The following is a 13,590-nucleotide window of genomic DNA, read 5'->3' on the forward strand; positions in this document are numbered from 1 at the left end:
TTAAACAATATAGCGTTCTGCTTCAATTAAGACATCAGCTGCTTCACGTTTTTTCGCAATGACATTGATTGGCGTGTAGCGAGTAAGTTTGCGGAGGGCAGATACTAGCATGCGCAACGTATCTCCCTGCTCAGTAGCAACCAAGGTTTCCTTAGCATGCTGCTCGATTTCACCAAAGGCTTCCTGACAGAAGATTTGCGTGTAAACAAGCTTTTGCTGATTCTTTTCAAGCCCGCCTTTTGCAATCGCCTTCTCTGTACGTAAAACGACAGATTCCATTGCATAAGCATTTGACACGATATCAGCAATATTGGATAAGATCTCTTGTTCCTTCTCCAGAGACTTACCAAATTTTTGAGCTGCTAAGCCAATTGCAAGCAAGCCAATCTTCTTAGCATTTCTCACTAAATACTTTTCTTGTGCAAGCGGCTCTTCGCCTGGTTCTTCAGGCATTAACATCATTAATTCTTCCTGAAGTGCCATTGCCTTTTGGAATAGTGGAAGCTCGCCTTTAAACGCCTTTTTAATATAGGTGCCCGGAACAAGCAGACGATTAATTTCATTCGTACCTTCAAAAATCCGGTTAATACGGGAATCACGATAGGCTCTTTCAATCGTATACTCTTGCATAAAGCCGTATCCGCCGTGGATTTGTACACCTTCGTCAACGACGTAATCTAATACCTCACTAGCAAAGAATTTGTTAAGCGAGCACTCTATTGCATATTCAGAAATAGAATTCGCAACTAATTTAATGTCTTTTTGCTCTTCTGTAGAAAGCTTACCTTGGTTTTCTTCGTACAATCCAATGGTACGGTAGACAGAGCTCTCTGCTGCATAGATTTTAGATGCCATTGTACCAAACTTTTCTTTTGTTAAATTGAATTGGGAAATTGCTGTATTAAATTGCTTACGTCCATTTGCATATTTAACCGCAAGTTCTAATGCATTTTTAGAACCGCCAACACCGCCAACCGCTAGCTTATAGCGACCGATGTTTAAGATATTAAATGCGATAATGTGGCCTTTTCCATACTCGCCTAATAAGTTTTCAACAGGAACAGGTACATCCTCTAAAATTAGCGTACGTGTGGAGGAGCTTTTAATCCCCATTTTCTTTTCTTCGGCTCCAGTAGAAACTCCAGGGAATTCTCTTTCTACAATAAAGGCAGTAAAGTGTTCACCATCAATTTTTGTATAGACGACAAAAACATCTGCGAATCCGGCATTCGTAATCCATTGCTTTTCGCCGTTCAAGATATAGTGAGTACCTTCTGCATTTAACTTTGCTGTTGTCTTTGCGCCAAGAGCATCAGACCCGGACCCTGGCTCTGTAAGTGCGTAAGCCGCCAATTTTTCACCTGATGCTAGCGCAGGTAAATACTTTTTCTTTTGTTGTTCGTTACCGAATAATACGATTGGCAGGGAGCCAATACCAACATGCGCTCCATAGGATAAGGAGAATCCGCCGGCCTTAGACATTTTTTCAGTCACTAGCGATGACGTTACCTTATCTAATCCTAGACCTTCATACTCTTCAGGGACATCCGCTGCCAACAGACCAAGATCACCAGCTTGTTTCAGAAGCTTAACCGTCCGGTCAAATTCATGGTTTTCTAGGTGTTCATGCTGTGGAAGAACTTCTTTTTCAATGAAGTCTTCTGCCGTCTTGGCAATCATTATTTGCTCTTCATTAAAATCTTCAGGTGTATAAAGATTTTCATAGGAAATATCCTCGATTAAAAAGCTTCCGCCTTTTACTAATTTATCCATTTGTTTTGTCATTTAATTTTCCTCCTATTCTATTTTAAAAGGGTGGTTGATTAAACTTGCCTGTTGATTATCACAGCCAATTTATTTAAATAAGTTCAAATACTCCAGCAGCGCCCATTCCGCCGCCGATACACATGGTAACAACACCGAATTGTTCGTTTCTGCGTTTTAATTCATGAATGAGTGATAGGGTAAGCTTTGCACCTGTACAGCCTAGAGGATGCCCTAGGGCGATTGCACCTCCATTTACGTTTACCTTCTCCTCATCAAGACCTAGTTCGCGAATGACTTGAATCGATTGTGAAGCAAATGCTTCGTTCAATTCGAACAAGTTGATGTCAGAAACCTCGAGTCCTGCGAGTTTCAATGCCTTGGGAACCGCCACAACAGGGCCAACACCCATTATTTCAGGCGGCACCCCGCCAACTGCAAAGGATCTAAACTTAGCCAATGGCTTAAGACCTAGTGACTCTGCCTTTTCCCTGTCCATAATCATTAATGCAGCTGCCCCATCACTTGTTTGTGAAGAATTGCCTGCGGTTACAGAACCAGTAACGGAAAATGCAGGACGAAGTCTAGCTAATCCTTGCATACTTGTATCAGGACGGACTCCTTCGTCTTGTGCAAACTGAACGGTTTTCTCTACTATCTTATTGTCCTTACCGACCGAACGGAAAGTCACTTCGACAGGAACAATTTCATCAACGAATTTCCCATCTTGAATGGCTTTGAACGCACGCTGATGACTGCGAACCGCAAATGCATCCTGTTCTTCACGGCTTATTCCATATTTCTTAGCAACAGCTTCAGCTGTATGTCCCATTCCCATGTAGTATTCAGGAGCGGTTTCAACTAGTTTCACATTGGGACGCAGAACATGCCCTCCCATTGGCAGCAAACTCATTGATTCGGCGCCGCCGGCTATGGCAGTATCTGTTTGTCCAAGCATAATGGACTGTGCTGCATACGCAATGGTTTGCAATCCTGAAGAACAGTAACGATTTACTGTTATAGCTGGAACAGTATGTGGCAGGCCAGCTAAAGCCCCAATGTTTCGGGCCATGTTCATCCCTTGTTCTGCTTCAGGTGCTGCACAGCCAATAATTAAGTCATCAATATTTCCTTCATAATTTCCCGCACGCCTTAATGTTTCTTTAACAACCAATGCTCCTAAGTCATCAGGACGAACTTGGGCAAGCGTTCCTTTTTTTGCTTTACCAACCGGGGTCCGTGCGCCGGCTACGAATACCGCTTCTCTCATTTCGTTCCCTCGCTTTCTTCCATTTTTGAAAAATATAAATCTATTATTTAGTTACGTAATGGTTTTCCTTTTACGAGCATATGCTGCATGCGCTGCTGTGTCTTTGGCTCACTAATTAGGCTTAAGAATGCTTCTCTTTCTAAATCTAATAAATATTGTTCATCTACCTCGGTACCAAATGGCACTTTTCCGCCGGCGATGACATAAGCAATTTTCTTGGCAATTTTCACATCATGCTCTGAAAGATAACCAGACAGACGCATTCCTTCTGCACCAAGTAAAAGGGTGGCATAGCCTGTTTCACCTGTAACCGGAATCTTTTTGCGCACCTTTGGCTTATACCCTTTTTCACTTAAAGCAAGGACTGCCTGCTTCGCATCGTATAGCAAATGGTCACTATTAAAGCTAACTCCATCAGCAAAATTCAAGAAATTATTTTCGCGTGCTTCCTCAGCAGATGTAGATACCTTCGCAGTCGCGATGGTTTCAAAAACCTTATTAGCCACTGCCTGAAGGTCAAAATTAACACCGTTTGGTATGCCTTCTAAGTGTTTAATATAAAGTTCTTTGTTTCCACCTCCGCCAGGAAGTAAGCCAACACCGACTTCAACAAGGCCCATATAGGTTTCTGAAGATGCTTGAATTTGTGCCGCAGGCAAGCAAACCTCTGCACCGCCGCCAAGCGTCATTCCAAATGGTGCGGCAACGACAGGCTTAGAGCTGTACTTGACTTTTAACAAGGCACTATGAAGGTGGCGGACAACCATATCAAGTTCATAAATATTGTCATCCTGTGCTTCCATTAGCATCATCGCAAGATTCGCCCCAACACAGAAGTTTTTACCTTGATTCCCTATCACAAGGCCCTTGTAATTCTTCTCAACTTCATCGACCGCAAAGTTTATCATTTGAACGATATCGAGACCAATTGCATTATTAGGTGAATGGAACTCTAGCAGTGCGACGCCATCGCCAATATCAATCAGGCTAGCACCACTGTTCTTTTTAATAACACCCTTCTGCTTCTTTACCTTTTTAAGGTCAATCACCTTTGGATTAAACTCCACTAGTGTATATTCACCGTTATTATAAAAATAAAGGTCCCCATTTTCTTCTTTGTAGAAGGAGGTATTTCCTTTTTCTAACATTTCCGTTACCCAAACAGGTACCTCTCCGCCAGATTCTTGGATCTTTTGAACAGATTTTTCAACGCCAATCGCATCCCATGTTTCAAATGGGCCTTTATCCCAGCCAAATCCCCATTTCATGGCACGGTCGATTGTAACGATATCATCAGCAATTTCACCTAATAGCTGTGCAGAATAAAGGAGCGATTGACTTAAGGTATTCCATAAGAATTTTCCTGCACGATCTTCTGCATAAACAAGCGCTTTCATTTTGTTTGCAGAGCCTTTTTCCTGCTTGCTTGCTTCCGTAGCAGCTGTTTTTAGTTTTTTCCGCGGAATATATTCCAATGTTGTTGGGTCCAGTTCAAGAATTTCTTTCCCTTGCTTGAGGAAGAATCCTTGACCAGCCTTACTCCCGATCCAGCCTTTTTCAAGCATTTCCTTCATGAAAGCTGGGACCTCAAAGACTTCCTTCTCTTTCCCTTGCACCTGCTCATAGACATTATTTGCGACATGGGCAAATGTATCTAATCCAACCACATCAAGTGTACGGAAAGTAGCGCTTGATGGGCGTCCAACTAACGGACCAGTAATCGAGTCAATTTCACCGACACTATAGCCTCCCTTAAGCATTTCTTGAACTGTAACAAGGAGTCCATAAGTACCTATGCGGTTAGCTATAAAGTTTGGTGTATCCTTTGCTTCGACTACACCTTTTCCTAATACATCCTCACCAAAAGTTTTCATAAAAGAAAGGACTTCCGGATCTGTATATTGAGTTGGGATGACTTCTAATAATTTTAAGTATCTAGGCGGGTTAAAGAAGTGGGTTCCAAGGAAGTTCCTTTTGAAATCCTCTGATCTGCCTTCGACCATTGCTTCTACCGAAATTCCTGAGGTATTTGAGCTGACAAGACTGCCAGGTTTACGATATTGTTCAACCTTTTCAAAAACCTGCTTTTTCACCTGAAGGTTTTCAACAACTACTTCAATCACCCAGTCGACATCTTTTAATTTAATTAAATCGTCCTCAAGGTTTCCAGCCTCAATTAATCCCAGGTTTTTTTTCACAGTTAGTGGTGCCGGCTTTTGCTTTAATAATTTTTGGATAGCCGTTGTACTGATGCGGTTACGTACCTGTGAATCAGCTAATGTTAGTCCTTTGGCTTCTTCTTCCTTCGTTAACTCCCTTGGCACAATATCCAGCAAAAGAGTAGGTATGCCTATGTTTGCTAAGTGAGCAGCAATTCCCGATCCCATTACGCCTGATCCTAAAACAGCTGCCTTTTTAATAAGTTGGTTCAACATTGTCTCCCCCTTCAAGTCCTTTGAATGAACACTCATTCATTTTTTTGTCAAAAAAAATACATATTTGAATGAGTTCTTACTATTTACTATAGAATATTTCAAAAATTTGCGCAATGATTATACGCGGAAAATTTCATTTTTTTTGAAAACACTTACAAATTAATATTTTTTCTTTTCTGGGCATCCTATTATCTGAGGTGATAATCCATGGGTAAAATGAAGAAAAACCCTTCAAGTAGAGGGGTAAGCGCTGCTAGCGTGCAAGGAAATGCTGGACCAGGCGCAGAAAACACAACCGGCCCTGATAAAAAAACAGTCAGAACAACCAATACAAGAAGTAAATTGCAACACCCCTATAGTTACATGAGAGGGACCCCCGCTTTACCTTACATTTATCAAGAGGATGAAGGACATCTTGCTTGGTTTTCACCGGTGAGTTGGCCTTCATCGAGCGGATGAAGGACATCTTGCTTGGTTTTCACCGGTGAGTTGGCCTTCATCGAGCTTATGAAGGACATCTTGTTTGGTTTTCATCGGTGAGTTGGCCTTCATCGAGCGGATGAAGGACATCTTGCTTGGTTTTTATCGGTGAGTTGGCCTTCATCGAGCGGATGAAGGACATCTTGCTTGGTTTTTATCGCCGAGTTGGCCTTCATCGAGCGGATGAAGGACAACTTGCTTGGTTTTCATCGCCGAGTTGGTCTTCATCGAGCGGATGAAGGACATCTTGCTTGGTTTTCATCGCCGAGTTGGCCTTCATCGAGCGGATGAAGGACATCTTGCCTGGTTTTCATCGCCAAGTTGGCCTTCATCGAGCGGATGAAGGACATCTTGCCTGGTTTTCATCGCCGAGTTGGCCTTCATCGGGCTTATGAAGGACATCTTGTTTGGTTTTCATCGCCGAGTTGGCCTTCATCGAGCGGATGAAGGACATCTTGCCTGGTTTTCATCGCCGAGTTGGCCTTCATCGGGCTTATGAAGGACATCTTGCTTGGTTTTCACCGGTGAGTTGGCCTTCATCGGGCTTATGAAGGACATCTTGCTTGGTTTTTATCGGTGAGTTGGCCTTCATTGAGTTATGACTATTTTTCTGAGAACAAAAAAATAGATGCCCTAAATGCGAATCTGAAAGGGTCATCTACTGTATTACTATTCGAATCTAACAAGCCTTTCCTGCTATTTCTTAAACATACCCTTCAGCACAAACCAAACATTGGCAGGGCGTTCTGCCAACCGGCGCATGAAATAGCCGTACCAGTCCGTTCCAAATGGCACATAAACTCGGAAAGTGTATCCTTCCTTTGCTAATTCAAGATGTCTTTCTGAACGGATACCATAAAGCATTTGGAACTCAAATTGGTCCCTTGAGAGACCATACTCCTTTTCCAGTTCGATTGTATATTGAATCATTGCTTCATCGTGAGAGGCAACGGCAGTGTAGTTTCCATTTAATAATTGTTTTTTGATAATCTTTTTATAGTTTTCATCAACATCGGCCTTTTCAGGGAAAGCAACCTCTGGTGACTCTTTATATGCACCCTTAACTAGCCTTAGGTTTGGATGTAAACTATCTAAATCATCCACATCCCTTGCTACCCGATATAGATAGGCCTGTAAAACCGTGCCTACATTATCATAGTCTCTTCTTAGCTCTTTAAAAATATCAATCGTTTTTTGACAGCGCTCAAAGTCTTCCATATCTATTGTGACAAATACATTATTCTCTTTAGCCGCCTCTAGGATACGACGCATATTTCCCATCACAAGCTCATCGGAAATATCAAGACCGATAGAAGTCATTTTTAATGAAAGCTGAGAATTAAGTTTTTCACGTCCGATGGCTCGGATCGCAGCAATGGATTGATCCGTTCTCTCAATTGCTTCTTTTTCGTTATCGACAAACTCTCCCAAATAGTCGATCGTTACGGCAAGTCCTTTTCTGTTTAATTCTTTTATCACTTTAACAGACTGCTCGATTGTCTCTCCAGCAACGAAACGGGACGCGCCAAAACGTAAGCCGTATCTCCTCGCAGCTTTTGTAAGCGCTTTATTCTGTGATAAAAATAAGAAGAAATTCTTCATCACCTGTTCCATGTTGTTTCCCCCTTGTAAGCGATACCAAATATATAAAAAAAAGAATCCAAACATTAACTCTCATTATTTTATCATCAGAAATGTTTTTTGAATATAACTTTTATAAACAGTTTATATTGCATATTTAGACTTGATTGAGAGATTCTAATGAGGTAAAGGAAAAAATAAAGCAGGAGGGGTATTTTATGCAGCAACAAAATATGAATATGCAAAATCAACAGGGAACGATGCAACAGCCTCCGGGAGTCATCTCAACGAAAGACTCTCTATATTTAAAAGATATGATGTCATGGAATTTACTTGCAGCTAAAAAGGCTCACTTTTTTGCCGGGCATTGTCAGGATCCAGAGTTAAAAGCAGAAGCTGAGAAATGCGGTCAAATGCACCAACGACATTATCAGCAGATACTTGCTCACTTAGGCGGTCATATCAATCAGCAACAACAATCACCACAAAATAATCTTCAATAACTTTTGAAAGGAGTTTAAGCTCATGAACCAACCACAAAATCAGCAAAAGTTCCAAAACCCTGAGACACAGGTTCCGAAAACACCGCAAATGAATGATCGTGACTTTATTAATGATTTATTGACAACGGAAAAGTATATGACAACCTCTTATAATATGGCGTTAAATGAAGCCAGCCACGATGGTCTATACAATGATATATTACAAATATTCACTGAAACACAAAATTGTCAAAGAAATCTTTACAACTTGATGTTTAGAAAAGGCTGGTATGCCATCGAATCAGAGGACCAACAAAAGCTCCAGCAATCGTATCAGCAATTCCAAGGATATACGAATCAATTTCCAACTGGAAACGGACTTCAATAATCCTACAAAAAAATAACACGTTAGGCTTTAGCTGCCTGACGTGTTATTTTTTTGAAGCCTTTCGATGCTGTTCATTTAGTTCTTTTATTTCCTTAATAATCTCTTTCATTTCTTCCTTTGCTTCTGGGTAAAGTTCATTCCAATGCTTAGCTAAGGCTGGCATCGACTTAGCAATATGGGTATATAAAGCCCATGCCTTCACCTTTTCCTTAGTATCCTCATTTGTTTCACCTAGGAGCAATTCACTATACTTTTCAAGTAAAGCTTCGAACTGCTGAGCAAATGCTTTCTCCATCGTAGCACCCTCCATCCTTGGCAATATAAGTACATGGACATGTTTTACAGCGCTTCGAACTCGGCAATTGATAAGAGAAACAACAAGTCTTCCGCACTCTTATCTCTTCCTGAAATTCTTCCAGGTACTTCTTTTCACTTTGGTATTTTTGCAGCGGATTGTTATGGTAACGTCCAAATAACTCTCCCTCTGCTTCTGAAAACAAATAATGAAAATCGCTTTTAACATAAGGGTTATCGCTATTCTTTAGTTCCGTTTCGTAAAGCCAAAATAAATAGATAGCAATATTTTCCCATAAAATCAGCCTTGAAATTTTATAGTTTTTTTCTAACTGCTCAATAATCGGATAAATATTATTGGCAAACAACTCACGAAAGGTCTCTCTTCTCCATTCGTCACGGTCTTCGCCATTCCACTCCTCAATAGATAGATCCTTAAGAGAAATCTTCGGTAGCCAATCTTTGCCGCGCTCTGGCTTTTCCATTTCAATATTATCCATTGAAAGGTTTATTTTTTTATTGCTGGCTGACATCGCATAAAGCGAAATAACGGCAATAAATGCATACCTTTTGATAAAAATGGACGCGGCAACCTTCTCTGAAGGAGTACCCAGTGAGTAAGTAAGTTCTTTGAACAAGTTTGCTAATAATGTTTTGTCCATTAAATCAGCAATGGTAAAAGTGTGCTGTAAATTGCTGCTAAGTCTGTATTTTTGTAAATGGAGCAGGCCATTTTCCTCTAACAGTTTAACCATGGGAAGCTACCGCATTCTTTAGGATACGTCTTCCCTTACCGTATGGGATACAAAGCGGTGTGCCGAAAAGCGGATCAATTGTTACCTCGCACTCCATCCCGAATACATTTTTTACAAGGCTGCAATTAATCACAAACTCTGGCTTCCCTTGCGCATAAACCTTCTGATCCTTAATCGCTACGATATTGTGAGCGTAACGGCAGGCAAGATTGAGGTCATGAAGTACCATAACAACCGTTCTATTTTCTTCTTCATTCAATTCAAAAAGTAAGTCAAGAATTTCAATTTGATGTGCCATATCTAAATAGGTTGTTGGTTCATCCAACAGAATCACATCGGTATCCTGAGCGAGGGTCATCGCAATCCAGGCACGCTGCCTTTGACCACCCGATAGAGAGTCGACAGTCCGCTCTTTTAACTCCTCTAAACGAGTGGCCTTGAGCGCGTCATTTACCATTCTTTCATCCTTTTCTGACCATTGTTTTAACCACGATTGGTGAGGATATCTGCCCTGTTTTACAAGCTGCAGGACGGTCAATCCTTCAGGTGCAGACGGAGATTGTGGCAGAATCGCCATTTTTTTAGCCACTTCCTTTGTTGAAAGCTTCGCAATCGCATCACCTTCTAAAAGCACAGCACCTGATTTTGGCTTCAAAAGACGGGCAATTGAACGAAGAAGAGTTGATTTCCCACATCCATTTCCGCCAATAAACACGGTAACTTCACCCTTAGGAATGGTTAAGTTCAACTCATCAATGATGAGGGTCTCTCCATATGAAAGTGATAAATCTTTCGTTTCAATCGCACTTTTCATCATGCCAGCCCCTTTATACCTGAATTAATTATTTCTTGTCTTAAAAAGTAAGTAGATAAAATATGGAGCACCGATTCCTGCTGTAAACACGCCTGCAGGAATTTCCAGTGGAGAAAACAACGTTCTTCCAATTAAATCAGCTAGCATCACTAGAATACCGCCAATTAATGCCGAAGCAGGTAATAAAGCGCCAAAAGAAGAACCGACCAGCCTGCGCGCCATATGTGGTGCCATTAAACCAACAAAGCCAATTCCTCCGGCAAAAGCAACCGCACTTCCAATGAGGGCAGTACTAATCATTAGCAGGCCAAATCGTTGTCTTTGTACCTTTCCGCCCAAACCTATTGCTACCTCATCACCAAGCTCTTGAATATTTATCGTTCTTGCGGCAATCATCGCAATAAGGAGAAATAGTACGGTCCACGGCAAAAGTGTAGCAACATTATTCCAATTAGATCCGTAAACGGTCCCCGTAATCCATATATTTGCTTGGCTAGCCTGATAGATAGGGCCGAGGATCATCATTAAAGTAGTTACTGCCTGCATTAGCGTGGATATTCCAATCCCGATTAATACCAGCCGAATCGGTGAAACTCCATTTTTCCAAGCCAGGAAGTAAACTAAAAAAGCAACAACCGCCGCACCCAAAAAGGCTGCTAACGGTAACCAATTTATACTTACAGTCAACGCATTATTTTCATCACTGAAAAACGCCAAAAATCCTACAACCGCTACTGCTGCTCCCCCAGTAATTCCGAGAATATCTGGGGAAGCTAACGGATTTCTAATCATCCCCTGCAAGATCCCGCCGGCAACTGCTAAGGAGATCCCAACTAGAAGGGCTATGATAATTCTTGGTAATCTGAAGGAGGTAATGATAAGTGTTTCCATATCTGGCCCGTTGCCAGCCAAAACCTTTAAAACTGTGAGCGGACTAATTTTCATTTCTCCTGTTCCCGTACTGATAACAAAGACCAGAAAGGAAATAATCATCAATACCATAAAAACATAGGCAGCTTTTCGGTCCATTAAGAAAGAGAAGTTCCCTTTAAATAAGCGAATATTTTTGTATTTGCTCATCGTCCATTGAACCCCCTTCTTGCTATGTAGATAAAGAATGGAGTTCCGATAATGGCTGTCATAACTCCAACCGGCACTTCAGAAGGCATAAGTACATATCTTGCAGCAATATCAGATGCTAATAACAATATAGCACCAAGAACACCGGATAATGGAATCACCCATCGATGGTCTATTCCAATGATTGATCTAGTAATGTGAGGTATAACGATTCCAACAAAGCCAATCGGACCAGCAACAGAGACAGCACCGCCAGCAAGAAGAATGACAATTACTCCAACAGTTACTTTTAAAAGTCCTGTCTTTAAACCAAGCCCCTTAGCTACATCTTCCCCCATTGAAAGAATATTCATTTTCCCAGCAATCAGCATGGAAGTAATCCAACCAATTCCCAGGTATGGCAAAACATTCAGGAGGGTTTCTAATTTCCTTCCTTGGACAGAACCTGCAAGCCAAAATAATACTTGCTCAAGTGCAGCCTCATCGATCACAAGCAGCCCTTGGGTAAAGGAAGAAAACATCGCAGCAATTGCTGCACCGGCTAAGGTTAGTTTCATAGGTGTTAACCCTTCTCGGCCAAAAGATCCAATGCCATACACACTAATAGAGGCAATCGCAGCACCTAAGAATGCCAGTCCGCTGAAGGCTTGTAAACTATTTACAGAAAATAAGGTAACCGCGGCTACAACGACAAAGCTTGCTCCTGCGTTAATACCAAAAATCCCTGGTGAAGCGAGCGGGTTTTTTGTTAATGTTTGCATAAGTGTTCCTGAGATAGCTATGCTTGCTCCCACCGCTGCAGCAATGAACGCACGCGGAAGTCTTACACTCTGAATAATAATATGCTCATTTGAGCCATTATAATTAGTGAAGGTATCTATAGCTGTACGCCAACTTGTTTCTGTATAACCAAAAATGATGCTTGCACACATGAAGAATAGCATGAGCAAGATGGAGGCCAACAAACCGACCCATTTTAAAGTGTTATTTTTTAAAAGCATCGCTTTAGTAACCTTTCTTTCTTCTTTATATAGCTCTTTTCTCAAACGTTTTTGCTATTTAGATTGGAAATATGGAGTTTTGAGCTATTTTCACCTGTATTAAGTGTATATTCAATTGATAATGGTTGTCAATGAGGATGATAACCATTTTCAATTAAATCGTTGACAACTGATTACTGTTCATTTTAAGATAAGAGTACGAATGAAAATGATTATCATTTGCAATTAAATTTAGGAGGCTACATACAATGAAAAGACTGAAACCATTTCTTACACTCCTGTCTATTTTTGCTATTTTCCTGTTAGCTGCTTGCGGTGGTGGTGCTAATGATGAAACTACAAAAGACACGAACGAGACGAATGAAACTGAAGAAACAAGCTATACGATTGAACATGCGATGGGATCGACGACAATCGAAGGAACTCCTGAAAGGGTTGTTATCCTGACAAACGAAGGTACTGAAGCTCTTTTAGCAATGGATGTTACCCCCGTTGGTGCTGTCAAATCCTTCACTGGTGACCCTTGGTATGACCATATTGCTGATAAATTAAAAGAGACAAAAGTCGTTGGCGTTGAAAGTGAAGTAAATGTTGAAGCGATTGCTGCACTTAAGCCTGACTTGATTATTGGCAACAAAATGCGTCAGGAAAAAATTTATGACCAATTAAAAGCGATTGCACCGACCGTTTTCGCTGAAACACTTCGTGGTGACTGGAAAACAAACTTTAAATTATATTCACAAGCACTGAACAAAGAAGCAGAAGGAAATAAGGTTCTTGAAAATTATGATGCCCGAATTGCAGAATTAAAAGAGAAGTTTGGCGATAAATTGAACATGGAAGTTTCGATGGTCCGCTTTATGGCTGGCGAGGTTCGTATCTACCATAAAGATACCTTCTCAGGTGTCATCTTAAATGACCTTGGCTTTGCCCGCCCTGAAAGTCAAAATGTGGATGATTTTGCGGAAAGAAATGTAACGAAAGAACGCATTCCAGCAATGGAAGGAGATATCCTCTTCTATTTCACCTATGAAACGGGTGACGGAAAAGGTTCTGAATTAGAAAAGGATTGGATTAATGATCCACTGTTCAACAATCTTGAGGTTGTGAAAAAAGGTCAAGTATACAGGGTTAATGATGTTACTTGGAATACAGCAGGAGGCGTACTTGCTGCAAACCTGATGCTTGATGAAATGGAAGAAATCATTTTAAAAAAATAAGACTTAAATAGGAAAGAGCGAGGTCG

General features: G+C 41.1%; 13 protein-coding genes. 4 read left to right on the forward strand and 9 right to left on the reverse strand.

Annotated features, from left to right (window positions below; all coding sequences use genetic code 11):
- From NSS81_RS07440 to NSS81_RS07450, 3 genes are all read right to left on the reverse strand, one after another.
- Nucleotides 1-1,785 (reverse strand): acyl-CoA dehydrogenase family protein, encoded by a 1,785-nt coding sequence (locus NSS81_RS07440; protein WP_342432875.1) that lies wholly within the window; start codon nucleotides 1,783-1,785, stop codon nucleotides 1-3.
- Between the two features lie 73 nt (nucleotides 1,786-1,858).
- Entirely contained in the window at nucleotides 1,859-3,034 is a 1,176-nt protein-coding gene (locus tag NSS81_RS07445; protein ID WP_342432876.1) for an acetyl-CoA C-acetyltransferase, read from the reverse strand.
- Between the two features lie 47 nt (nucleotides 3,035-3,081).
- Nucleotides 3,082-5,469 (reverse strand): 3-hydroxyacyl-CoA dehydrogenase/enoyl-CoA hydratase family protein, encoded by a 2,388-nt coding sequence (locus NSS81_RS07450; protein WP_342432877.1) that lies wholly within the window; start codon nucleotides 5,467-5,469, stop codon nucleotides 3,082-3,084.
- Nucleotides 5,470-5,676: 207 nt separating this feature from the next.
- Between NSS81_RS07450 and NSS81_RS07455 the strand changes: the two genes are divergently transcribed.
- Complete coding sequence (locus NSS81_RS07455; RefSeq protein WP_342432878.1) at nucleotides 5,677-5,928, forward strand: YuzL family protein; 252 nt, start codon at nucleotides 5,677-5,679, stop codon at nucleotides 5,926-5,928.
- Nucleotides 5,929-6,645: 717 nt separating this feature from the next.
- Here the strand turns inward: NSS81_RS07455 and NSS81_RS07460 are convergent.
- The gene (locus tag NSS81_RS07460) at nucleotides 6,646-7,563 is read right to left on the reverse strand and encodes a proline dehydrogenase (protein WP_342432879.1); all 918 of its coding nucleotides are present in this window, start codon (nucleotides 7,561-7,563) and stop codon (nucleotides 6,646-6,648) included.
- 185 nt (nucleotides 7,564-7,748) lie between these two features.
- Here NSS81_RS07460 and NSS81_RS07465 point away from each other — a divergent pair, with 185 nt between their 5' ends.
- Both NSS81_RS07465 and NSS81_RS07470 read left to right on the forward strand, forming a co-directional pair.
- Nucleotides 7,749-8,033: a hypothetical protein gene (locus NSS81_RS07465; RefSeq protein WP_342432880.1), complete on the forward strand. Its 285-nt coding sequence runs from the start codon at nucleotides 7,749-7,751 to the stop codon at nucleotides 8,031-8,033.
- A gap of 22 nt (nucleotides 8,034-8,055) precedes the next feature.
- Nucleotides 8,056-8,400, forward strand: coding sequence for a spore coat protein (locus tag NSS81_RS07470; RefSeq protein WP_342432881.1), 345 nt, complete (start codon nucleotides 8,056-8,058; stop codon nucleotides 8,398-8,400).
- Between the two features lie 43 nt (nucleotides 8,401-8,443).
- Here NSS81_RS07470 and NSS81_RS07475 read toward each other — a convergent pair whose 3' ends face one another.
- From NSS81_RS07475 to NSS81_RS07495, 5 genes are read right to left on the reverse strand one after another with little or no spacing between them, the layout of a single operon-like run.
- Nucleotides 8,444-8,695 (reverse strand): DUF2573 family protein, encoded by a 252-nt coding sequence (locus NSS81_RS07475; RefSeq protein ID WP_342432882.1) that lies wholly within the window; start codon nucleotides 8,693-8,695, stop codon nucleotides 8,444-8,446.
- Nucleotides 8,655-9,449: a siderophore-iron reductase FhuF gene (gene fhuF, locus NSS81_RS07480; protein WP_342432883.1), complete on the reverse strand. Its 795-nt coding sequence runs from the start codon at nucleotides 9,447-9,449 to the stop codon at nucleotides 8,655-8,657. The genes NSS81_RS07475 and fhuF overlap by 41 nt, the downstream gene beginning before the upstream one ends.
- Nucleotides 9,442-10,263 (reverse strand): ABC transporter ATP-binding protein, encoded by an 822-nt coding sequence (locus NSS81_RS07485; protein WP_342433962.1) that lies wholly within the window; start codon nucleotides 10,261-10,263, stop codon nucleotides 9,442-9,444. The genes fhuF and NSS81_RS07485 overlap by 8 nt, the downstream gene beginning before the upstream one ends.
- Before the next feature lie 24 nt (nucleotides 10,264-10,287).
- Nucleotides 10,288-11,343, reverse strand: coding sequence for an iron ABC transporter permease (locus tag NSS81_RS07490; RefSeq protein ID WP_342432884.1), 1,056 nt, complete (start codon nucleotides 11,341-11,343; stop codon nucleotides 10,288-10,290).
- On the reverse strand, nucleotides 11,340-12,344 hold the full coding sequence (locus NSS81_RS07495) for an iron ABC transporter permease (RefSeq protein ID WP_342433963.1): 1,005 nt from the start codon (nucleotides 12,342-12,344) through the stop codon (nucleotides 11,340-11,342). The genes NSS81_RS07490 and NSS81_RS07495 overlap by 4 nt, the downstream gene beginning before the upstream one ends.
- Nucleotides 12,345-12,592: 248 nt before the next feature.
- On the opposite strand from NSS81_RS07495, the gene NSS81_RS07500 reads away from it, so the two are divergent.
- Complete coding sequence (locus NSS81_RS07500) at nucleotides 12,593-13,564, forward strand: iron-siderophore ABC transporter substrate-binding protein (RefSeq protein ID WP_342432885.1); 972 nt, start codon at nucleotides 12,593-12,595, stop codon at nucleotides 13,562-13,564.
- The last annotated feature ends 26 nt before the right edge of the window (nucleotides 13,565-13,590 follow it).

The sequence above is a fragment of the Neobacillus sp. FSL H8-0543 genome (assembly GCF_038592905.1).
Lineage (GTDB): Bacteria > Bacillota > Bacilli > Bacillales > Cytobacillaceae > Neobacillus.

Coding starts and splice junctions, on each gene's coding strand:
- NSS81_RS07475 (WP_342432882.1), bottom strand. CDS start 8,695: ATGGAGAAAGCATTTGCTCAGCAGTTCGAAGCTTTACTTGAAAAGTAT.
- NSS81_RS07440 (WP_342432875.1), bottom strand. CDS start 1,785: ATGACAAAACAAATGGATAAATTAGTAAAAGGCGGAAGCTTTTTAATC.
- NSS81_RS07465 (WP_342432880.1), top strand. CDS start 7,749: ATGCAGCAACAAAATATGAATATGCAAAATCAACAGGGAACGATGCAA.
- NSS81_RS07495 (WP_342433963.1), bottom strand. CDS start 12,344: ATGCTTTTAAAAAATAACACTTTAAAATGGGTCGGTTTGTTGGCCTCC.
- NSS81_RS07490 (WP_342432884.1), bottom strand. CDS start 11,343: ATGAGCAAATACAAAAATATTCGCTTATTTAAAGGGAACTTCTCTTTC.
- NSS81_RS07460 (WP_342432879.1), bottom strand. CDS start 7,563: ATGGAACAGGTGATGAAGAATTTCTTCTTATTTTTATCACAGAATAAA.
- fhuF (WP_342432883.1), bottom strand. CDS start 9,449: ATGGTTAAACTGTTAGAGGAAAATGGCCTGCTCCATTTACAAAAATAC.
- NSS81_RS07470 (WP_342432881.1), top strand. CDS start 8,056: ATGAACCAACCACAAAATCAGCAAAAGTTCCAAAACCCTGAGACACAG.
- NSS81_RS07500 (WP_342432885.1), top strand. CDS start 12,593: ATGAAAAGACTGAAACCATTTCTTACACTCCTGTCTATTTTTGCTATT.
- NSS81_RS07450 (WP_342432877.1), bottom strand. CDS start 5,469: ATGTTGAACCAACTTATTAAAAAGGCAGCTGTTTTAGGATCAGGCGTA.
- NSS81_RS07485 (WP_342433962.1), bottom strand. CDS start 10,263: ATGAAAAGTGCGATTGAAACGAAAGATTTATCACTTTCATATGGAGAG.
- NSS81_RS07455 (WP_342432878.1), top strand. CDS start 5,677: ATGGGTAAAATGAAGAAAAACCCTTCAAGTAGAGGGGTAAGCGCTGCT.
- NSS81_RS07445 (WP_342432876.1), bottom strand. CDS start 3,034: ATGAGAGAAGCGGTATTCGTAGCCGGCGCACGGACCCCGGTTGGTAAA.